Here is a 19,768-nt window from a genome sequence, read left to right as displayed (position 1 = left end):
GCCGGAGGGTCAGGGTCCCCAGGCGAAGGTGTGCGGGCCCTCGACCCCGGGGAAGAGGAGACCTTCCCCCTCCAGGCGGGGTTCGCTCCCCCGCTCAGCCGACGTGTTCACCGGACGGTCACCGTCCCAACGGAGCACCCCGTCCACCGCGACACGTCGTCGTTCCCCGTCCAGGGGCACCAGCACCTCGCCCGCTCCGCCCGAGGGCTCCACGGTGAGGACGAAGGTCCCGGCCTCCCGGTCTCGCACCCAGCGGACCGCCAGTCCCCCGTCCGGCGTCGGCACCCGTCCCTGAGCCCACCCCAGGTCGGCGAGGCCCGGGGCCACCCTCCATCGCCGGTAGCCCGGAGCGGTGGGGCGCACCCCCAGCACGCCCTCGCTCAGCGCGGGCACGGGGGTCGTCCACGGGGTGCTCGCGAAGGCCCCGGGCTCACGCGTGCCGTCGTTCTCCCAGGAGAACCAGCCGGTCCCCGGGCCGGTCTCGACCATGTGGCCCCACCAGCGCCGGATCAGGTCCAGGGCGCCCTGGACGTCCCCGTTCCGGACACGTCCCAACGCGTCCAAGGCCTGGATGTAGCCCTGGATGTCCGACGCCCGATAGGGGTTGTCCTCGAACTCGCTGGAGCGGGTTCCGTACGGCGTGGCCAACGTGGTCCCCAGGTGGCGCATCACACGCCGGGCCCGTTCGGGGTCCAGGATCCCGAAGACGAGGGCTCCGGCGTTGGCGTCACCGGTGCGGTCCCGCGACGGATCGTCGGAGTTGAGGATCACGGCCCCGGCCTCCTCGTCCCAGAGCCGGTCCACCAGGGCCCGCCGCAGACGTTCGGCCCGCTCCTCCAGACGGTGGGCGGCGTCGACGTCGTCGGCGACCTCGCGTTCCAAGGCGGCCAGTCCTCTGAGCGCGTCGTACAGGACCGCGTTGGTGAGCGCGTCGACCCCGGACGCCAGGTCCAGGGGCGACCAGTTCGCGACCATCGCCAAGGGCGCCTCCGGGTCGGTGCGCCGGTCCTCCTCCTCACGGAACAGGCCGTCGGCGTCGGTCCGACTCTCCAGGAAGGCGATCGCCCGACGGGCCACGGGGAGCATCGCTCGCGCGAATCCGGTGTCGCCGGTGTGGAGGTGGTGGTCGGCGAGGGCGGCGATCCAGAAGACGGTGAAGCCGTGAATGCTCACGTCGTGGAACAGGGAGACGTCCGGTCCCACACGTCTCAGGGCCAGGTCGGGGTCGGGGCCGTTCTCCGGGACCCGCCACCCGTCGGCCGGGCCCGGATCATCGGGGTGTTCGGGGTCGCCGTGGACCAGGTGGGAGGCGGCCGCGGGAAGGGAACCATCGGGGTTCTGGATCCAGCCGAAACGGCGTAGCGACTCGCGCACCAGCCACCCGTAGTCGCTGCTCTGCCGGTAGCCGGCCAACGCCTGCATGTGCAGATCGCCCATGAAGATGACCCGGTCGAAGGGGGTGGTGAGCATCCAGGGGCTCGGCCCCTCGGGTGCTCCGGGCAGATCGCTGTCCTCACTGACAGAGGCCAGGTCGCCGGTGTGGGCGCCACCGTGCCAGGCCAGGTTCACCAGCGCGTCGTCGGAGAGGAAGTGCCCGTCGCGGGCGACCGGGTAGACCGTGGAGCATATCCGGACGTGGTCGATCACGGCCTCGCCCGGACCGTCCAGGGTCAGGAGCAGATAGCGCGACTCGCGCTTGCCGTCGGCGACGAGGGTGGCGCGCCCTTCCCTGGGAGCGAAGAGGTCCACCCGCGACCAAGGGGCCGCGTCGGTTCCGAAGAAGGCGGCGATCCCGTCGCCTTCAGGGGAGAGTCGATCGCGGAACTGGGCGTGGGCCACCCTCAGCGGGGCTCCGGCGATCCGTTCGACCACCACTTCCAGGCGTCCCATGGCGAGCAGCCCCAGGTCGACGATCACCGAGGTGCCGTGGCGCTCCGCGGTACGCAGAACCAGGGGCTCTCCCCCTTCGACGAGAAGCCGCTCGGGGTCGGGGGCTCCCGCGGGGTCCCTTTCGACGGTGACGTGGGCGGGACCGAGGAGCGGGGTGTCCGGTAGGACCACGAGGTCGCGCCAGGAGGGATCCTCGGGCAGAGGCGTCCGTGAGAGTTCCTCGGCGTCGATCTTCCCGTCCTCTTCTGCTCTGTTCATGGGTTCGACACTAGAAAGCTCCACTGAGACGATCCATGATCCTGAGTCCGTTCTTCCTTCGTGAGACGCTCACCGATCTAGACTTTCGCCATGGATCTGTTGAGCGACGTGGCCACCTCCATGCGCGCGGGGACCCCGGGCTCGGCCCGGATCGAGGCGCACGGCCCCTGGGGGTGGTATCTCCCCGGAGATCCCGGTGTGGCGGGCTTCATGGCCGTCCTGAGCGGCACCTGTCGTCTGTTCCCGGACGAAGGGGAGCCCCTCTCCTTGGGGCCCGGCGACATCGTCTTCTCCCCGCACGGCGATGGCTACGGGTTGAGCGACGGGCCACTCGAGCCGGAGTCGACCCTGGAGGAGGCCAGGCCGGGCGAGGGCGGCTTCCGCTGGTACGTCTACGGCGAACCCGGCCCTCACCCGCCCACGGTGTTCGTCGCCGGCGGGTACCGACTGGACCGTGAACGCTCGCATCCGCTGCTCACCGCCCTCCCCGCACAGATCCACGTCCGGGACGGCGGCCCGGCGATCGCGCGCGTCCTGAAGGATCTGGACGAGGAGACCGTCGTCGACCGACCGGGGTCGGACGCCCTCCTCCCCCTCCTCCTGGACACGTTGCTGCTGTACGTCCTGCGCGCCTGCCTGGATCCGCGCCCGGGCCACGGCACCGGAGGGTGGGCCCGGGCGTTGGCCGATCCGGGCACGGCCTCCGCCCTGGCCGCGCTGCACCGGGACCCGGCCGCCCCGTGGACGGTGGCCTCCCTCGCGGAGGAGGCGCGCATGTCGCGCGCGACCTTCGCCCGCCGTTTCTCCGCCCTGACCGGCCTGTCCCCGATGCGCTACGTGACCTGGTGGCGGATGAACACCGCCCGGGGGTTGTTGCGCGACACCGATCTGTCGGTGGAGGAGGTCTCCTCCCGGGTGGGGTACGGATCCCCCTTCGCCTTCTCCCACGCGTTCCGACGCGCCCATGGCGAGGCGCCACTGCGCTACCGGAACGTTCGACGCCTCGGCGCGGGCAAGGGCTCGACACCCCACCACACCTCTGAAAGTTCCCTATAGTGATTTAAAAGTAGACATAATGACCAATATAGATGACTATAGGGAGTGATACGCCCCTTCATGGTCGCCGACCGTGACGTGAGAACCGGAGGCCCCTGATGAACGACCGACCTCGTACCCCTCCCACCGCCGACGTCGACGCCCCGCGCGCCAGGATGCGCGCCGACCTGGTCACGGCGATGCGGGAACGGCGCCGCGAGACCGTCTCCGCGCTGCGCACCGCCCTGGCCGCCCTGGACAACGCCGAGGCCGCGCCCGCGCCGGAGACCCCGAGCACCACCGTGAACGAGCACGTCGCCGGGTCCCGGTCCGGGGTCGGTTCCACCGAGGCCCCGCGTCGCGTCCTGTCCGCCGACCGGGTGCGGGCCCTGCTGAACGAACAGATCGAGGAGCGGACCGTCGAGGCCGACCGCTACGAGGCCCACGGACGACACGACGCGGCGCGCCGGCTCCGAACCGAGGCCGACGCGCTCCGCCCCTATCTCTAGATCGCGTCGACGTTCACGAGGCGCCGAGGAAGACGCGCATGCTCGTCGAGGCCCGCACCGCCATCTCCCGAGGGCCGGGCGCGCGAAACCGACCGGACGTTTTCCCGGTCATGGGCATGCCCTACCCGTGGAAGCGGGTACCGGTCCCTCATGGGCGGCCACCCCGGGATCGTCCCACGCGTGGCGGAGGAGGTCTCGTGAGTCCGTGGTCCGTACGCGTCGCGACCGCCGCCCTGTGCCTGACCCTGACCGCGGGGTGTTCGTCCTCCCCCGAACTCGGCCCTCCGGAGGAGCGCGTCTACGACCTCGTGCCCGAACCGTTGGTCATCGAAGGGGACTTCGCGACGATCGACCTGGTCCCCTCCGAGCGCGAGGGGCTCCGGGTGACCCGTGAGGACTCGGGCCAGGCCGGCGGCGAGTGGGGGCTGGAGGGCGACACCCTCACCCTGGGGGCCGACTGTTCCCTGCTCTCGGAGTGCCGGGTCCGCTACGAGGTCGCCCTGCCCGCCTGGACCACGACGACGATCCGCACCGACGGCGGCCCCGTGTCCGCCACCGGTCTGGACTCGGCGTTGCAGGTCAACACCGACACCGGCGCCATCGCGATCTCCGACGTCTCCGGACCGATCGACCTGACCTCGAACGGGGGCGCGATGCGTCTCGACCGGATCCGCTCCGGTGTCGTCCGCGCCGCGACCGACACCGGGGCCATCGACGCCTCCCTCGTCGAAAGGCCCGAGGAGGTGGAGGTCAGCACCAACTCCGGCACGGCGACGATCGTCCTGCCCGAGGGTCCCTACGCGGTGTTCGAGACCCCGGGGAACGGGGAGATCCTCGCCGAGGTCTCCGTGGACGACTCCGCCGACGCCACCGTCAACGCCCGGACCGAGAACGGCAGGATCACCCTGCGTCCCCACGGCTGACCACCGGCCCGGTGTACCGCGACGTCCCGCAGGGCAGGAGGCCGATGACGATCCCCCACGAAGGCATCCCCCATGCGCCTGGAGTACATCGACCGACTGAGGAACCTGGGTATCCTGGCCCTCTTCCCCTTCCACACCGCGCGCGTCTTCGACGCCTCGGAGTCCTTCTATGTCCAGGGGCGGCCCGACCCCCTGCTCACCACGCTCATACCGGTGCTCTCCTGGCTGCTCCCCCTGCTGTTCGTCCTGGCGGGGATGGCCGGTCGGTACTCGCTGGGCGTGCGCACGCCAGAGGCCTACGTCCGCGAACGGCGTCGGAGGCTGCTGTACCCGTTCCTGTTCGGTATCGCGTTGATCGTGCCCCCGCAGGCCTACTACGCGACCCTCCACCACGGGGGCGACCCCGGCGGTCCGGTGGCCTTCCTCCGGTCGTACTTCACCGACCTGTCGGACTGGTCCGAGTACGAGGGCGGGTTCGCCCTGGGGCACCTGTGGTTCGTCCTGTTGCTCTACGGGCTGGCCACGCTCCTCCTACCGTTGATCGGGCTGATCGAACGGCGCGATCCCTCCTCCGGGCCCTTGAACCACCCGATCGGCATGGTCGCGCTGCCCGGGGCGTCGTTGGCCGTCCTCGCCCTGATCCCCGGTGTGCTGGGCAAGAACCTCGTCGTGTTCGCGGCGTTCTTCGTCCTCGGACATCTGTTGGTGCGGGACCCGGCGACGATGGAGGCGGTGGTGCGGCGGCGGCTACCGCATCTGTTCCTGGGCCTGGTCGGGGTGATCGGGCTGCTGACCGAGTCGCTCACGGTGGGCTCCGGGCAGAGCCCCCTGTCCGACTCATGGCGTACGGCGCTGTGCTGGGCGGCGGTACTGGCGGTTCTCGGCTACGGACGGCGGTACATGGACCGGGGCACCGCCTTCGACTCCTACTTCTCCCCCGCCGCCTTCCCCGTGTACGTGCTGCATCAGACCTTCCTGGTGATCATCGCCCACCACGTGATCGCCCGTGCCGACCACGGCGGGTGGCCCTTTCTCGCGATCATGACGGGTTCCCTGGTGGCGAGCCTGATCGGTTACGAACTGGCCCGGCGGGCCCGGTGGACGCGATTCGTCCTGGGAATACCGGAGCGCACCCGACCACGACGTTCGAAGGCCTCGCCCACGGGGTGAGCGGCTCGGGTGGTGGGCGGTGTGACCTGGCACGACCTCATGTCCTAGAATCTCCCCCATGTCCGGTCCCGCATGGTTCCTGTGCATGGCGCTGATCTCCATGTCACTGACCAGCACCGATGACGGCCTCTGTCGCCGCCGGTGCCGTTCCGGCGTGCGCTGACCCGACTCGTCCCGTCTCCGCGCTCCCCCGCGGCACCGGTGTGCCTCCCCTTCCCACGCGACCCCGTCGCCCCTCCGTTCGCACCGGAACCGCCCGCGTCGGCGTACCGGGCGATGGACCCGTCCCGGCCGTCCCGGCCCTCGGCGCGGGGTCGCACCGCCCCATCACGTCTGGACCTCCTCTCCCATGACCACGACACCCACTGATCCGGTCGGAGAAGCCGACTCCGTCGATCGACCGGTCGCGGCCTCACCCGCGCTCTCCCTGAACTGGCGTCCCACCCTCTCCGTCCCACCGCCCCGGGCACCCGAGGCCGAACCGGTCCGCTGGTGGCCGTTGGGCGTCGCGCTGATCGGCGCCCTCGGTCTGGCCGCCTTCGTGTGGTCCGAACACGGCGCCCTGCCCGCCGTCCTGCTGCTCCTCGGCGTCGGCCTGGGCTTCACCCTCTTCCACTCGCGTTTCGGGTTCACCTCGGCCTGGCGCCAGTTCCTCGCCGTGGGCAACGGGACCGGCCTCCGCGCCCACGCGGTCCTGCTCGGCACCACGGCCACACTGTTCGCCCTGGTCATCGGGACCGGAACCGGGTTGTTCGGCAACGAGCCCGCGCCCTCGGCCGGTCCGATCGGCATCGCCCTGTTCGCGGGGGCGTTCCTGTTCGGCATCGGCATGCAGCTCGGCGGCGCCTGCGCCTCGGGCACGCTCTTCGCGGTCGGCTCCGGACAGTCCGCCATCCTGATCACGCTGTTCGGCTTCATCGTCGGTTCGGTGATCTACTCGGCCGCCTGGCCCCTGGTCGCCGACCTGCCCCAGATCCCACCGATCCTGCTCTCCGACCACGTCGGCTGGGGCGGTTCCTGGGCGATCACGATCGCGGCGCTGATCGCGATGGTCGTGGTCACCCGCGCCGTCCAGAACCGCCGCGTCCCGCCGCCGGTCGGCGCCCCGCCCTCGGCCGCCGGCCTCGCCCGGATCCTGCGCGGAAGCTGGCCGCTGGTCGCGGGCGCGCTCATGCTCGCCGTCCTGGGCGCCGCCGTCCTCGTGGTCTCCGGAGGAGCCTGGGGCATCACCTCGGCCTTCAACCTGTGGGGCGCCAAGGCGCTCCAGCTGCTCGGGTTCCACCCCGAGACCTGGGCCTTCTGGGACCGTCCCGGCCAGGCCGAGCAGCTCGCCGCCCCGATCCTCCAGGACAAGAACAGCCTCACCGACATCGGCATCATCCTGGGCGCCGCCGTGGCTGCGAGCGCGGCCGGCACCTGGAAGCTGCACACCGGTCTGAGCTGGAAGCTGGTCGCCGCCGGTCTGATCGGCGGCATCCTGATGGGGATCGGCGCCCGACTGGCCGGCGGCTGCAACATCGGCGCCTACCTGGCGGGGATCGGCTCGGGCAGCGTCCACGGCTGGCTGTGGGCGGTCTTCGCCCTGGCCGGGACCTGGGTGGGTCTGCGCGCGCGTTCCCTCTTCGGCCTGGGCGTGCCCAAGCCGAGCGACAGCGTCTGCTGATCGGGGCCCACGCGTGTTCTCGGCCACGGTAGTCTGCGCCCCACACCGACGACGAGGGGACCGAGGATGACCGAGGTCGAGAACCTGCCCGAACGCAGCGTGCCGGTGGCCCGGGCCCTGGAGGGGCTCGGGGCCACCGGCCGGGTACGCGCGCTGCCGGCCTCCACCCGCACCGCTGCCGAGGCCGCGGCGGCCCTGGACTGCGAGGTGGGCGCGATCGCCAACAGTCTGGTGTTCATGGCCGACGGGCGACCGCTGCTGGTGATGACCAGCGGTGGACATCGCGTGCACGTGGGCCGGCTCGCCGAACGGCTGGGGCGTGACGAGATCCGCCGGGCCACCCCCGAGGAGGTCCGGGCCGCGACCGGCCAGGCCATCGGAGGGGTCGCCCCCATCGGCCACCCCGCGCCGGTGGAGACCGTGGTCGACGTCGCCCTGGCCGACCACCCCACCCTGTGGGCGGCGGGCGGGACCCCGAACACGATCTTCCCGCTGACCTACGCCGAGCTGGTCCGGATCACCGGCGGCGCGGAGACCGCGGTCGACTGACCCACCGTGTACGGGTCACGGGGTCCCCGCCCGTTCGGGAAGGATCCTGCTCCCCGCCAGGGCGACGAGACCGGCGAGGGCCCCGACGACCGTGCCGGTGACCAGGCCGCTCACGACCGCGGCGCCGCGGGTGATCACCTCATGGGCCAGGGGCGGCAGAGCGCTCAGGGAGCCGCCGAGTCGGGGTGGCTCCCCCTCCCAGGCGACGTTCCACAGGATCTGGTGGCCGATCACGAGCATCAGCCCATACAGCGCCCCCACCACCAGGAGTGTGACGAACGGGTTCGGCGCCCGGCGCCCTAGGACCACGGCGATCCACACCAGGGGCGGGACGAACACGAACAGGGCGTTGACGAACGTGCCCTCGCCGATCAGGCCGAGGTCGTGCAGGATCACCCGCGGCGCGGCGAGCGCCGCCAGCAGGATCAGGACCGGTGGGGAGAGCCCCGGAGCGAGGCGATGCGTCGTACTCATGCCCCCATCCTGCGAAGAGGAGGGGGCGTCCGCGTCGGCCCCGGGTCCCGGGCGAGTACGCCCGAACGTGTAGTCCGGGTGCGTCCGACGTGGACCACGGTCACCCTTCCGTACGGTACGGTCACCGAGGACACCGGGCGGTCGCCCGGCTCGGGAGGGACGCTCACATGACCAGGAACGGTCGGCTCATGACCGCCGTCGGTATCGCACTGGCCCTGATCGTCGGTTTCGGGGCCGGATGGCTCACACATGGCACCGTCTCCGGCCCTCCCGAACCGGCGGCGGGTCAGGCGCCCCAGGGGAACCATCCCGACGACGTCGAGGACCGGCCCGAGACCGGGTTCGAGACGGTGACCGTCGACCTGGACGAGACCCACGACCTCGGAGACGGCTTCTCCGTCCGGCTGACCCGCTTCGAGCGCGGCGTGGAGGAGGGCGGGGTCGACCCCACCACCGGCCGGGAGGGCGACCTGCCGTACGTGTCATGGCGGGTGGAACTCGACAACGAGAGCGACGAGACCGTCCAGACCGGCGTGGTCACCCGGTCCTGCGCGGTGGGCGACCCCCTGCGCGAATCGGGCTCCCCCGCCCTGGGCGACAGCGCGCATCCGCCCGAGAGCCTGGAGCCGGGCCAGTCCGGATACTGGGACGAGGACTGCTGGGTGGAGGAGGGCGACACCCGGATCCAGTACACGATCGAGTTCCAGGACCAGGACTTCATGCCGATCTACCCGGCCGTGACCTTCGCGGGCACCCTGGACTGATCCGGAAGGCGGGGCCTGGACACCGTCACCACCGGTGGAACAATGGTGGTCGTGACACACCAGGACTCGGAGACGCCCGACCCCGTTCAGGACGACCCGGAGGTGGGACCGCCCGCCCGGAGCGCCGTGGGGGTCCCCGCCGTACTCAACAGCGTGCGCCATGTCGGCGACCAGGCGGGGATCCGACGAGGTCTCCCCGCCATGCTCGCCGTCAACCAGAAGCGCGGTTTCGACTGTCCCGGCTGCGCCTGGCCCGATCCCGACAAGCGGCACAAGGCCGAGTTCTGCGAGAACGGCGCCAAGGCGGTGGCCGAGGAGGCCACCCGGCACACCGTGGACGCGGACTTCTTCGCCCGCCACCCGGTCGCGACCCTGGCCGAACGCTCCGGCTACTGGCTGGGCCGGCGGGGGCGGCTCACCGAACCGATGTACCTGCCCGAGGGCGGCACCCACTACGAGCCCATCACCTGGGACGCCGCCCTGGACATGATCGCCGAGGAGCTGCGCTCCCTCGACTCCCCCGACGGCGCGGTGTTCTACACCTCGGGCCGGACCGGCAACGAGGCGGCCTTCGCCTACCAGTTGCTCGCCCGCCGGCTGGGCACCAACAACCTGCCGGACTGCTCGAACATGTGCCACGAGTCGTCCGGTTCGGCCCTGACCGAGACGCTGGGCGTGGGCAAGGGCAGCGTGTCCCTGGAGGACGTGCACCAGGCCGACCTGCTCATCGTCGCCGGCCAGAACCCGGGCACCAACCATCCCCGTATGCTCAGCGCCCTGGAGAAGGCCAAACGGTCGGGGGCGCGGATCGTCACCGTCAACCCGCTCCCCGAGGCGGGCATGATCACGTTCCGCAACCCGCAGCACGCCCGAGGTCTGGTCGGGCGCGGCACCGAACTGACCGATCTGTTCCTCCAGATCAAGGTCGGCGGGGACCTGGCCCTGTTCAGCGCGGTCGACCGGCTGCTGTTGGAGGCCGACCGGCGCGGCGAGGACGTGCTGGACCGGGAGTTCGTGGAGACCTTCACCCACGGTTTCGAGGAGTTCTCCCAGGCCCTGCTGAGCGAGCCCGAGACGGAGTTCTGGGAGCGCACCGAGCGCGACACCGGCCTGTCGCGGGCACAGATGGAGGAGCTGGTCGCGATGGTGACCTCCTCCGAGCGGATCGTGGTGTGCTGGGCGATGGGGCTGACCCAGCATCGGCATTCGGTGCCGACCATCCGCGAGGTGGTCAACTTCCTGCTGCTGCGCGGCAACGTGGGTCGTCCGGGCGCGGGCGTGTGCCCGGTGCGCGGCCACTCGAACGTGCAAGGCGATCGGACGATGGGCATCTTCGAACGCCCCTCCGAGGCCTTCCTGGACGCCTTGGGCGCGGAGTTCGGTTTCGAACCGCCACGTGAACACGGCTACGACACGGTCGAGGCGATCCGGGCGATGTCCCGGGGCGAGGTCGGCGTGTTCTTCGCGATGGGCGGCAACTTCGTGTCCGCCTCGCCCGACACCGAGGTGACCGAGGAGGCGATGCGTCGGGTCGGGTTGACGGTGCACGTGTCCACCAAGTTGAACCGTTCGCACGTGATCACGGGGGCCAGGGCGCTCATCCTGCCCGCGCTGGCCCGCAGCGACCGCGATCTGCACGAGGGCCGCCCTCGGTGGGTGACGGTGGAGGACTCGATGGGCGAGGTGCACGCCTCGCACGGGGTCCTGCCTCCGCTGTCGGAGCACATGTGGTCCGAGGTCGACATCGTCCGGGGTCTGGGACGTCGCCTGTTCGGGAACTCCCCCATCGACTGGGACGGGATGGCCGACTACGACCGTGTGCGCGACCACGTGGCCGCGGTGATCCCGGGCTTCGAGGACTTCAACGCCAAGGCGCGCCGCCCCGGAGGGTTCACCCTGCCGCACGCGCCCCGGGACGACCGGCGGTTCCCGACCGCGACGGGGCTGGCCAACTTCACGGTCAACGGCACCTACGCGCCCCGGGTGCCCGAGGGGAGGCTGCTGTTGCAGACCCTGCGCTCGCACGACCAGTACAACACCACGATCTACGGGCTGGACGACCGCTATCGGGGGATCAAGGACGGCCGCCGGGTCGTGCTCGTCAACCCCGAGGACGCCGCCGAACTGGGGCTGGTCGACGGCGCCTACACCGACCTGGTCGGCGAGTGGTCGGACGGCCGCGAACGGCGCGCCCCGAGGTTCCGGGTGGTGCACTACCCGACGGCGCGGGGCAGCGCCGCCGCCTACTATCCGGAGACCAACGTGCTGGTGCCGTTGGACTCCACCGCCGAGGTGAGCAACACCCCCACCTCCAAGTCGGTGGTGGTGCGCTTCGAGCCGTCCGCCGAGGGCTGAGTCGGGCGGGGCCCGTACCCGATGGCGCCCCGCCCCCTCAACGGCGTTTGAAGGAACGCCCGGGACGTCCCCACCTCAGCCGCCAATGGGGCCGCCAGCTCAGCCATGGCAGCCACGGCTCCCCCTGGGGGCTGGGGATCGTGGGGTCCTCCATCTCCCCTTGGAGCACGTCCTCGACGTCCTCGAAACGGATGCCGGCGAACACCATGATGTCGCTGGCGACCATCTCCACCGCCAGATGGGTGGCCTGGGTGACGGGGTCGTCGTCGGGGGAGGCCGCGCCGTAGCCGCGCGCCGCGGTCAGGGCCTGTTCGACCGCCTGTTCACGCGCCTGTCTGCTGCTGAGGTCGTCGGCGAGGATGGCGAGCACGGCGGCCATGTCGCACACGATGGGCGCGAGTTCCCGGCGTTCCTCGTCCCCCATGGAGGTGGTGGTCCGGGCCAGGAACAGACAGCTCTCCCCCAACAGGATGAGGCGTTCGATGATCTCGTCCTCGTCCATGACCGGCTCGGTGTCCCCCCATCTGAGGGTGGACAGACGGACCGTGGACATGCTGCTCTCCCGCGCCCGGCTGAGTTCGGCCATGGGTCGGCTCAGATCGCCCAGACGGTTGACCATCTGTTCGTTGGCGTCGTCGCCGTCCTGCTCCAGGGAGTGACCCACGGCGTCGAGCATGCGCGCCATCTCGTTCAGGGCGTCCTCCTCGATCCGTCTGAGGAGGGCGACCAGGCGGGCCGGAAAGAGGAGTTGGCTGAAGAGCAGGGCCACCCCGGCTCCGATGAGCGCGTCGACGAGCCGCCCCGGACCGGGGTTGCTCCCGGTGACGAAGATCGTGGTGAGGATGGCGCTGGAGGCGGCCTGACCGATCACGATCCGTTCGGCGCCGACGGCCACGGCGACCATCATCGCCAGGCTCATCGCCACCGCCATGGCCATCGTGTCGAAGGCCGTGAAGAAGACGGCCGCCTCACCGCAGAGGATGCCGATGAACACCCCGGCCAGGAGTTGGAGGGCCCTGGCCCCGCGTTCCCCTCCCGAGGCGTTGAGCGCGATGACCGCGGCGATCGGCGCGAAGAAGGGGTAGTGGTCGTTGATCAGACCACCGGCGATGGTCCAGGACAGCACCGCGGCGATGACGGCGAGGATGATCGTGGAGGCGTGGGCGGAGAGACGTTCGCTCGTCTCCACCACCAGGTGCCGCAACCGCTGCCTGTGGACGCGCCCCCCGATGAGCGGCTCTCCCATGTTCTCCTCACCGACGAAGGGATAAGGCCTTCGGGGGGTGGGGGTCTCATTGTTACCGGTCGAAGGCGGACAAGGGCGGATTCGCCATGCCGGGTGTCGTGTTCTCCTCTCGGACCGGGGCGGGTCGCCGTCCGCCCCGGTCCGGGGGTTCAGGCCCGGCGTTCGGCGTCGCGGGCCAGGAGCGCGCGCAGTCCGAGTTCGTAACCGGTGATCCCGCAGCCGGCCACGTAGCCGGCGACCACGGGGGCGGTCACCGAGGTGTGCCGGAACGCCTCGCGGGCGTACACGTTGGAGATGTGCACCTCGACCACGGGGGCCTCGATGGCGTCGATCGCGTCGCGCAGGGCGATGCTGTAGTGCGCGTAGGCTCCGGGGTTCATCACCACCCCCAGCCGGTGGCGCGACTCGTGGATGTGGTCGACCATGGTGCCCTCGCTGTTGCTCTGGGCGCAGACCACCTCGACCCCCAGTTCCCGGCCGAGGACGCGCACCCGTTCCTCGATCTCGGCCAGCGTGGTGGTTCCGTACTGCTCGGGGTCCCGGGTGCCCAGGAGGTTGAGGTTGGGTCCGTTGAGCAGCAGGACGGTACGGGAGAGGTCGGTCATCGGTCGTGCCTTCTGTCGTCGTGGTGGTCGAAGGGCACCAGGGTAGCCCCGGGCGGGATTCCCCCGCCCCGCGCCGGGAGCGCCGGAACCGTGTCCGACGCTCCCGGAGGGGCGAGGTCACCGGGGCCGGTCGACCGAGGTCACCGCTCCCCGTCCTCCGCCAGGACGTGGTGGGCGTAGTCCTCCATCGCCGCGCGCTGGTAGTCGGCGAGCCCCGGGGCCACCTTCTCGTGCACCTCGCGCCAGGGCCCTTCCTCGGCGTAGACCCGGCCCAGGTGGGCGAAGGCCGCCGCGTCGGGGGTCCACATGCGGGTGAGCCCCCGGTGGAGGTCGGCCACCTCCGCGCGCACGGCCGGGTCGTCGACCGGGGTGCCCGCCCTCAGGTGGGCGGCCATGCGCTCCATCCTCTCCACGGCCTCGGCCCGCATCCGGTCGGCCTCCTCCGGGGACATCTCCTCGGTCGCGGCGCGGGCCCGCTCCCACTGCTCGGGCCACGTGCTCCGGGCCCGCTCCTCGTAACGGCCGGCGTCGAAGCCCTCGAAGAGCTCCTCGGGTCGGATGGCGTTCACGTCGTCTCCTTCCAGCGCGTCGACGGTGCGACGCACGGTCTCGATGAGGGTGTCCAGACGTCCGCGTTCGGCCTCCAGGGTGCTCAGGTGCCCGCGCAGGGCGGTCACCTCGTCCCGTTCGTCGTCCAGGACCCGACGGATCTCGGCCAGGCCCAGCCCCAGTTCGCGCAGGAGCAGGATCCGCTGGAGTCGGCGCAGTTCACGCCGTCCGTAACGGCGCCGCCCGCCGGGGTCGACGTCCTCGGGCTCCAAGAGTCCGATGTGGTGATAGTGCCGCAGGGTCCGAGAGGTCACCCCGCTCATGCGGCGGACCTCGCTCACCGACCAGGACATCCGTCCCCCTTCTCGGGCCGGTACCTCCGACCCGGGAACGACGTTAGATCTTGACGTCGCGTCAACCGCAAGCGTGGAACTCCCCGCCCCCGGGTGCGGTCAGATGGCCTCGCGGCGCTGGAGGTGGAGGAAGGCGGCCCAGCCGGGGAGCACCGGGAACCAGAAGGTGAGCACTCGGAACAGCAGGACGGCGGGCAGGGCCACCGCCGCGGGGATCCCGGCCACGGCGGTGAGCCCGCCGATCAGCGCGGCCTCCACCGCCCCCAGCCCGCCCGGGGTGGGCGCGGCCGAACCGATCGCGTTGCCGGCCAGGAAGACCACGGCGACGGCGACCAGGTCCACCTGGAGTCCGGGGTCGGCGAAGGCCAGGACCGAGAAGTGCAGGCACAGGACGAAGGCCACGGTCAGCAGGAAGGTGCCGCCCACGCCGAGCAGCAGACTCAGCGGACGTTGGAACATGTCCAGCAGCCGGGGCAGGACCCCGCTCAGGTAGGGGCGCAGCCTCTTGGTGACGGCCCGCCTCATTCGGGGGTGCAGCAGCACCGCGGCCACGGCGGCGGTGCCCAGGATGCTGATGACGGCGACGGTCGGCGAGGGGGTGAACCCGCTCCAGTAGGAGGTCCCGGTGAGGTAGGCGCAGATCAGCAGGAGGGGGACGTGCACGAGGAAGCCCACCAGCTGGGTGAGGCCCACCGCGGACAGGGCCAGGGGCGTGGGCACCCCCGCCTTGATGACGTACCTGCCGTTGATCGCGATCGATCCGAGCCCCGCCGGGGCGGCGATCCGCACGAAGGAGGCGGCGTACTGCACCAGGACCGTCCGCCACCACGGCAGCGGGGCCGGTACGAAACCGACCAGCACCATGGCGGCGGCGATCATGCAGGTGGTGGCCATGGCGAACGCGGCCAGGGCCCACCACGGATCGGCGTGGCGGATCGTGGCCAGGTCGACCCCGGCGAGCTGGTAGACGAGGATCAGGCCGACGGCGGTGGCCACGACCACGCTGACGATGGTGCGGGGGCGCATCCGCTCCAGCCGCGCCGGCTCGGCGGGGGCCTGGGGGGCGATCGTCGCGAGGTGGCGTCTCAGGCGGGCGAGCAGCCCCCGGTCGCGGCGGCGCAGCTCGGAGCGCAGACCGTTCGGCAGACCCGGGGGTTGGAGCAGGGGCAGGACGGCGGCGGTGGTGTCCACCCCCAGGGCCCGGACCGCCGAGTCCACGGCGCGTTCGACGCCCACGTGGGAGGCCAGCAGGGTGAGCATCGCGGCGGTGTCCAGAGATGTGCGCAGAGGAGGGGCGGCCACGGAGCCGTGGTCGAAGCCGGTCAGGGCGGCCTCCAGGACGCCGTCGGGGAGGTCGTCACGTACCCCGACCGTGGTCCCGTTCAGGTCTCCATGGGCGACGCGGCGCCGGTGGAGCATGATGAGCGTCCGCCACAGGTCGGCGAGGAGGGCGTCGGTGACCTCGGAGGCCTCCAGCGTGTCCAGGGAACGGATCCGGGCGCGTTCGCGGGCCAGGAGGACCGTTCCGGGTGAGAGCTCCCCCAGGGCCAGCACCCGGGGCGCGCGCACCCCGGCGTCACGGGCCGAGGCGCTCATCAGGGCGGCGTGCTCGGCGCGTCTGCGGGAGCCGTAGAGGATGCGCGGCGCGACGGGTCCTCGCAGGAGCAGCAGGTCTCGCAGGCGTCGCCAGAACCCGTCGCCGTTCTCCGTGCTGAGGACGGTGAGCTCGGCACGACCTCCGTCGTCCAGATCGGCGAGGTAGAGGGGGTCCCCCTCGCGATCCGTGCCCGAGGGGGTGATGTGGTCGGCGATCAGACCGAAACGGCGAAGTTCGTCCCGGATTCGTTCGATGTCCGGCGGGGTCACCCGGGTACCGACGACGTAGTCGGCCAGAGCGGCGCAGGTGAACCCGACGAGGACGGTGAAGAGGACGGCGAGGATGCTGCTGACCCCGGCCATGATCGCGATGACGGCGATCAGGGCGTTGGTGCCCCACAACAGGGAGCGCACCCGCGGTTGCCCGGTGGGCATGGTCCGGGTGAACGCGATCCCGGCCGCGACGTAGCCCAGGGTGGCGGCGGTGAGGACGTCGTCGGGCAGCCCCGGCAACGGGGCCGCCCCCATGGTCGCGATCTCCAACTGCGCGTTGACGTAGGACGTCATGGCGTAGGCCGTGACCGCGCCGAACAGCGGGCGCAGCACGTCGCGCGGCCCGGCGACGATCAGGGTGCGCAGGACGACGTAGGAGATCAGGACGATGAGCAGGAGGTTGGCGCTCAGGGAGACGACGAAGAGCGACCCCCTCGGCAGTACCGCTCGGAGCTGGGAGGCGTCGTCCGTGGGGGCGCCGTCGGAGATCGCGTCGCTGACCAGGATCAGGAACAGCACGACCAGGATCAGGCCGGCGATCGCCGTCAGCAGGTCGACGGGTCTGCGCGGGGAGCTCACTGCCGTGCGCCCCGGGGCGGGGGCGGGAACGTCGGTCGGGGTTGTTGTCACAGGGACAAGCCTGCCCGACCCTTCGGGTTACGGACGTCAGGGGTGGTGGTGTTTCGTCCCTTCACCGCGGTGGGATCCCGGCATGACGACGCCGCCGGGCGGTGCCGGCGGCGTCGACGCGGTTCGGGTGCGGCTCGGGACGTCCCGCCGTCCCGTGACGGTCACCGGTCCCGGTAGCGGCGGCGGAAGCGCTCCACCCGGCCCGCCGTGTCCACCACACGGGTGTCACCGGTGTAGAAGGGGTGGCCGGCGCTGGAGATCTCGACGTCGACCAGCGGGTAGGTACGTCCGTCCTCCCAGGTGACGGTCTTGTCGCCGGTCATGGTGGACCGGGTCAGGAAGGAGAAGCCCGCGGCCCGGTCACGGAAGACGACGGGACGCAGCTCGGGGTGGATTCCGGTTCTCATGTGGGTCCCTCCTCGGGTGGGCTCGGCCGTGGTTCAGCGTTCCTCGCGGAACTCGACGTGACGGCGGAGCGCCGGGTCGTACTTGTTCAGGACCAGACGGTCGGGGGTGTTACGCCGGTTCTTACGGGTGACGTAGGTGGTGCCGGTGCCCCCGGTGGACTTGAGCCTGGTGACGGGTCGAACGTCATCGCGTGCCATGTGCGCCTCCCTGATCGGTGTCGCCCCCGTCAACCGAGAGAAAACCGTTTTCATTCCCGTGCTCGCCCTTCGTCCCTTCCACACACGGCCGGGCCCGGCGCCAGTACTGCCGATGCCCCTCCTCACGGACCAGGATCCCCACGGCGGCGAGCTCCTCGCGCAGCTCCGCCGCGTCCTCGGCGTCCTTCTCCTTGAGCGCCGTACGCCGGGAACGGAGCAGGGACTGGGCGTGCCCGTCGAGCTCGGGCATGCCGTCGGCCCAACGTCGGAACTCGTCCGCGTACGGGTCGCCCTCGTTCCAGGGGTGGCCGTGGGCGACGAAGGCCTCCCGCAGTCGCCGCTCGGGGTGATCGGTGCGCCATCGCCCCAGCTCGGCGGTGCGGGTGTCGAGCAGGACCAGGTCGTGACCGTCGACGAAGATCGCCCCGATGTCCTCTCGCGCGTACTCCTCACGCCTCTCGGAGGAGGTCAGCACGGCGCCTCGAGGCGAGACCTCGACGGCGACCATCTCCCCATGGGCCGTCAGGGCGAGCAGGAGGCCGGCCGCCAGCCCCACCGCGGCCAGGATCGAGGTGAGCACGACCCCTTGGAGACCGGCGAGCAGTGCGATCTGTTCGGCTCCGGGCATCATGGGCAGGGCGTGGACCCAGTCCGGAAGCCGCGTCGCCCATCCGGGCGCCAGGGACAGGAGCACCCCCGCTCCGGCGCCCAGCACGGGGAACAGGCCCCAGACGAACAGGCGCGTCCCGACCCCGGCCCTCACCACGGTCCTCGTTCCGGTTGTGGACACCGACACGACCCTCACCCCTCGCCCTCAACGATGTTCGACTGATTCCTAGTTGAACATATAGGATGCTGTACATGCAACCAGACAACTCCGAGGACGACCGGAAGCCCTCGTTCGTGGAAGAGGCCCGCCGCCGCCAGATCGTCACCGCCGCGATCGAGACCATCGCGGAGGAGGGGTACTCGAAGGCCTCGTTCGCCCGCATCGCGCGACGCGCCTCCATCAGTCCGGGGCTCATCACCTATCACTTCAAGACACGGGAACGTCTCCTGGCCGCGATCCTGCACCACATCGACTCGCGCCTGGACCGCGCGATGGAGGGCGGCCCCGAGCCCCTGGAGGGGTTCTCCGACGGCCTGGGGCGCATCGTCGGCGGGCACGTCCGCTACTGTTCCGAGCACCCCGAGGAGATGTCCGCCCGGCAGAACATCCTGAACGCCGACCTGCCCGAGGGGCTGCGCGCCTCCGTGGCCGGGACCCGCGACTCCGGCCGCGCCGAGCTGGCCGGGTTCCTCGCCGAGGGGGCCCGTTACGGGGAGTTCCGCGTCTTCGACCCCGAGGTGTTCGTCGACACCCTCTTCGCCGCCCTGAGCTCGGTCCCCCACCGGTTGGCCGAACTACCGAGAGAGCGCCACGAGGACTACGCCCGCGAGCTCGCCGAGCTCTTCGTACACGCGGCGGTCGCGCCCTCCCCGCCCGAAGGCACCCCACCCGAGGAGACGGGCTGAACCTCCCTCCGAACGGGGACGCACCACTCGTACGAGGGGAGGCCGCCACGGCCGTCGACCGGTGACATGCGAAATAAAGAGGGGGCGGTCACGGGGTCTCCCCCATGACCGCCCCCTTCGGAGAACGGCGCCCTTCGATCAGGCGGCCGTCCCCTTGCCCTCACGTTCGGCGTGACGCTCGGAGCGAAGACGCCGGGCCTCGTCCGGGTCCAGGATCGGCGCGGCCGTGAGCAGACGACGGGTGTAGTCGCTCTGCGGGTTCTCGTACACCGAGTCGCTGTCGCCCATCTCGACGACCTCGCCCTTGCACATCACCGCGACCCGGTCGCTGACCTGGCGCACCACCGCCAGGTCGTGAGCCACGAAGATGTAGGTCAGACCGAAGTCGTCCTGCAACTCCGACAGCAACCGCAGCACCTGGTCCTGCGTGGACACGTCCAACGCCGAGACCGGCTCGTCGCAGATGATCAGCTTCGGCTTGAGGATCAACGCCCGGGCGATCGCGATCCGCTGCCGCTGACCACCCGAGAACGCGTGCGGGAACCGGTTGTAGTGATCAGGCTCCAGACCCACGCGCGCCAGGAGCTCCTGCACCTGCGAGCGGATCTTCTTTCCGTCCCGCTCCCCCTGGACCTTCAGGGCGGTGCCGATGCTCTCACCGATGGTCAGACGCGGGTTGAGCGAGGAGTAGGGGTTCTGGAACACCATCTGGATGTCCCGGCGGAGCGGCCGCAGCCGGTGCTCCGACAGGTGGGTGATGTCCTGGCCCTCGAACTCCACGGTGCCCTCGGTGGGCTCCAGCAGCC

19 protein-coding genes are annotated in these 19,768 nt (G+C 71.1%); 9 read left to right on the top strand and 10 right to left on the bottom strand.

Features of this window, described 5'->3' with window-relative positions:
* Positions 1-9: 9 nt before the first annotated feature.
* Positions 10-2,148 (bottom strand): MGH1-like glycoside hydrolase domain-containing protein, encoded by a 2,139-nt coding sequence (locus tag D451_RS0125320; RefSeq protein ID WP_017536487.1) that lies wholly within the window; start codon positions 2,146-2,148, stop codon positions 10-12.
* A gap of 90 nt (positions 2,149-2,238) precedes the next feature.
* Between D451_RS0125320 and D451_RS0125315 the strand changes: the two genes are divergently transcribed.
* From D451_RS0125315 to D451_RS0125290, 6 genes are all read left to right on the top strand, one after another.
* Positions 2,239-3,204 carry a helix-turn-helix transcriptional regulator gene (locus tag D451_RS0125315; protein ID WP_017536486.1) on the top strand — a complete coding sequence of 322 codons (966 nt, stop codon included), beginning with the start codon at positions 2,239-2,241 and terminating at the stop codon, positions 3,202-3,204.
* 98 nt (positions 3,205-3,302) lie between these two features.
* Complete coding sequence (locus D451_RS0125310) at positions 3,303-3,692, top strand: GatB/YqeY domain-containing protein (protein ID WP_017536485.1); 390 nt, start codon at positions 3,303-3,305, stop codon at positions 3,690-3,692.
* 197 nt (positions 3,693-3,889) lie between these two features.
* Entirely contained in the window at positions 3,890-4,615 is a 726-nt protein-coding gene (locus D451_RS0125305; protein WP_017536484.1) for a DUF4097 family beta strand repeat-containing protein, read from the top strand.
* Positions 4,616-4,687: 72 nt separating this feature from the next.
* Positions 4,688-5,785: an acyltransferase family protein gene (locus D451_RS0125300; RefSeq protein ID WP_017536483.1), complete on the top strand. Its 1,098-nt coding sequence runs from the start codon at positions 4,688-4,690 to the stop codon at positions 5,783-5,785.
* A gap of 349 nt (positions 5,786-6,134) precedes the next feature.
* The gene (locus tag D451_RS0125295; protein ID WP_014909875.1) at positions 6,135-7,448 is read left to right on the top strand and encodes a YeeE/YedE family protein; all 1,314 of its coding nucleotides are present in this window, start codon (positions 6,135-6,137) and stop codon (positions 7,446-7,448) included.
* A 66-nt stretch (positions 7,449-7,514) separates the two neighbouring features.
* Positions 7,515-7,997 (top strand): YbaK/EbsC family protein, encoded by a 483-nt coding sequence (locus D451_RS0125290; protein ID WP_017536482.1) that lies wholly within the window; start codon positions 7,515-7,517, stop codon positions 7,995-7,997.
* 15 nt (positions 7,998-8,012) lie between these two features.
* Here D451_RS0125290 and D451_RS0125285 read toward each other — a convergent pair whose 3' ends face one another.
* Positions 8,013-8,471 (bottom strand): membrane protein, encoded by a 459-nt coding sequence (locus tag D451_RS0125285; RefSeq protein ID WP_014909275.1) that lies wholly within the window; start codon positions 8,469-8,471, stop codon positions 8,013-8,015.
* A 167-nt stretch (positions 8,472-8,638) separates the two neighbouring features.
* On the opposite strand from D451_RS0125285, the gene D451_RS0125280 reads away from it, so the two are divergent.
* Both D451_RS0125280 and D451_RS0125275 read left to right on the top strand, forming a co-directional pair.
* A complete protein-coding gene (locus D451_RS0125280; RefSeq protein ID WP_017536481.1) occupies positions 8,639-9,235 on the top strand; it encodes a hypothetical protein in 597 nt (198 codons plus the stop codon).
* 42 nt (positions 9,236-9,277) lie between these two features.
* The gene (locus D451_RS0125275; protein WP_017536480.1) at positions 9,278-11,590 is read left to right on the top strand and encodes an FdhF/YdeP family oxidoreductase; all 2,313 of its coding nucleotides are present in this window, start codon (positions 9,278-9,280) and stop codon (positions 11,588-11,590) included.
* A gap of 37 nt (positions 11,591-11,627) precedes the next feature.
* Here the strand turns inward: D451_RS0125275 and D451_RS0125270 are convergent, their stop codons facing one another.
* The 7 genes from D451_RS0125270 to D451_RS0125240 form a co-directional block, all read right to left on the bottom strand.
* Positions 11,628-12,836 (bottom strand): FUSC family protein, encoded by a 1,209-nt coding sequence (locus D451_RS0125270; protein WP_017536479.1) that lies wholly within the window; start codon positions 12,834-12,836, stop codon positions 11,628-11,630.
* Positions 12,837-12,985: 149 nt separating this feature from the next.
* The gene (aroQ, locus tag D451_RS0125265; RefSeq protein WP_014908156.1) at positions 12,986-13,441 is read right to left on the bottom strand and encodes a type II 3-dehydroquinate dehydratase; all 456 of its coding nucleotides are present in this window, start codon (positions 13,439-13,441) and stop codon (positions 12,986-12,988) included.
* 140 nt (positions 13,442-13,581) lie between these two features.
* Positions 13,582-14,343, bottom strand: a complete 762-nt coding sequence (locus D451_RS0125260) for a MerR family transcriptional regulator (protein WP_017536478.1) — start codon at positions 14,341-14,343, stop codon at positions 13,582-13,584.
* A 99-nt stretch (positions 14,344-14,442) separates the two neighbouring features.
* Positions 14,443-16,791, bottom strand: coding sequence for a lysylphosphatidylglycerol synthase transmembrane domain-containing protein (locus tag D451_RS0125255; protein WP_017536477.1), 2,349 nt, complete (start codon positions 16,789-16,791; stop codon positions 14,443-14,445).
* A 212-nt stretch (positions 16,792-17,003) separates the two neighbouring features.
* Positions 17,004-17,249: a type B 50S ribosomal protein L31 gene (locus tag D451_RS0125250; protein WP_014911327.1), complete on the bottom strand. Its 246-nt coding sequence runs from the start codon at positions 17,247-17,249 to the stop codon at positions 17,004-17,006.
* 33 nt (positions 17,250-17,282) lie between these two features.
* Positions 17,283-17,447, bottom strand: coding sequence for a 50S ribosomal protein L33 (gene rpmG, locus D451_RS0125245; RefSeq protein ID WP_014908936.1), 165 nt, complete (start codon positions 17,445-17,447; stop codon positions 17,283-17,285).
* Positions 17,434-18,237: a YqeB family protein gene (locus D451_RS0125240; RefSeq protein WP_241463386.1), complete on the bottom strand. Its 804-nt coding sequence runs from the start codon at positions 18,235-18,237 to the stop codon at positions 17,434-17,436. The genes rpmG and D451_RS0125240 overlap by 14 nt, the downstream gene beginning before the upstream one ends.
* Positions 18,238-18,308: 71 nt before the next feature.
* On the opposite strand from D451_RS0125240, the gene D451_RS0125235 reads away from it, so the two are divergent.
* The gene (locus D451_RS0125235; protein ID WP_237450003.1) at positions 18,309-18,962 is read left to right on the top strand and encodes a TetR/AcrR family transcriptional regulator; all 654 of its coding nucleotides are present in this window, start codon (positions 18,309-18,311) and stop codon (positions 18,960-18,962) included.
* 138 nt (positions 18,963-19,100) lie between these two features.
* On the opposite strand, the gene D451_RS0125230 is transcribed toward D451_RS0125235, so the two are convergent.
* Positions 19,101-19,768, bottom strand: a 668-nt coding sequence (locus tag D451_RS0125230; RefSeq protein WP_017536474.1) for an ATP-binding cassette domain-containing protein, incomplete at its 5' end; no start/stop codon positions are given.

The organism is Nocardiopsis alba DSM 43377, assembly GCF_000341225.1.
In the GTDB taxonomy this organism is placed as follows: Bacteria; Actinomycetota; Actinomycetes; order Streptosporangiales; family Streptosporangiaceae; genus Nocardiopsis; species Nocardiopsis alba.
The sequence above is the reverse complement of the archived record's forward strand: the minus strand, read 5'-3'. Positions and strand labels throughout refer to the sequence as shown.

Bases quoted from the DNA above. Each gene is read 5' to 3' on its own strand.
- D451_RS0125320 (WP_017536487.1), bottom strand. From the start codon at position 2,148: ATGAACAGAGCAGAAGAGGACGGGAAGATCGACGCCGAGGAACTCTCA.
- D451_RS0125315 (WP_017536486.1), top strand. From the start codon at position 2,239: ATGGATCTGTTGAGCGACGTGGCCACCTCCATGCGCGCGGGGACCCCG.
- D451_RS0125310 (WP_017536485.1), top strand. From the start codon at position 3,303: ATGAACGACCGACCTCGTACCCCTCCCACCGCCGACGTCGACGCCCCG.
- D451_RS0125300 (WP_017536483.1), top strand. From the start codon at position 4,688: ATGCGCCTGGAGTACATCGACCGACTGAGGAACCTGGGTATCCTGGCC.
- D451_RS0125295 (WP_014909875.1), top strand. From the start codon at position 6,135: ATGACCACGACACCCACTGATCCGGTCGGAGAAGCCGACTCCGTCGAT.
- D451_RS0125290 (WP_017536482.1), top strand. From the start codon at position 7,515: ATGACCGAGGTCGAGAACCTGCCCGAACGCAGCGTGCCGGTGGCCCGG.
- D451_RS0125285 (WP_014909275.1), bottom strand. From the start codon at position 8,471: ATGAGTACGACGCATCGCCTCGCTCCGGGGCTCTCCCCACCGGTCCTG.
- D451_RS0125280 (WP_017536481.1), top strand. From the start codon at position 8,639: ATGACCAGGAACGGTCGGCTCATGACCGCCGTCGGTATCGCACTGGCC.
- D451_RS0125275 (WP_017536480.1), top strand. From the start codon at position 9,278: ATGGTGGTCGTGACACACCAGGACTCGGAGACGCCCGACCCCGTTCAG.
- D451_RS0125270 (WP_017536479.1), bottom strand. From the start codon at position 12,836: ATGGGAGAGCCGCTCATCGGGGGGCGCGTCCACAGGCAGCGGTTGCGG.
- aroQ (WP_014908156.1), bottom strand. From the start codon at position 13,441: ATGACCGACCTCTCCCGTACCGTCCTGCTGCTCAACGGACCCAACCTC.
- D451_RS0125260 (WP_017536478.1), bottom strand. From the start codon at position 14,343: ATGTCCTGGTCGGTGAGCGAGGTCCGCCGCATGAGCGGGGTGACCTCT.
- D451_RS0125250 (WP_014911327.1), bottom strand. From the start codon at position 17,249: ATGAGAACCGGAATCCACCCCGAGCTGCGTCCCGTCGTCTTCCGTGAC.
- rpmG (WP_014908936.1), bottom strand. From the start codon at position 17,447: ATGGCACGCGATGACGTTCGACCCGTCACCAGGCTCAAGTCCACCGGG.
- D451_RS0125235 (WP_237450003.1), top strand. From the start codon at position 18,309: ATGCAACCAGACAACTCCGAGGACGACCGGAAGCCCTCGTTCGTGGAA.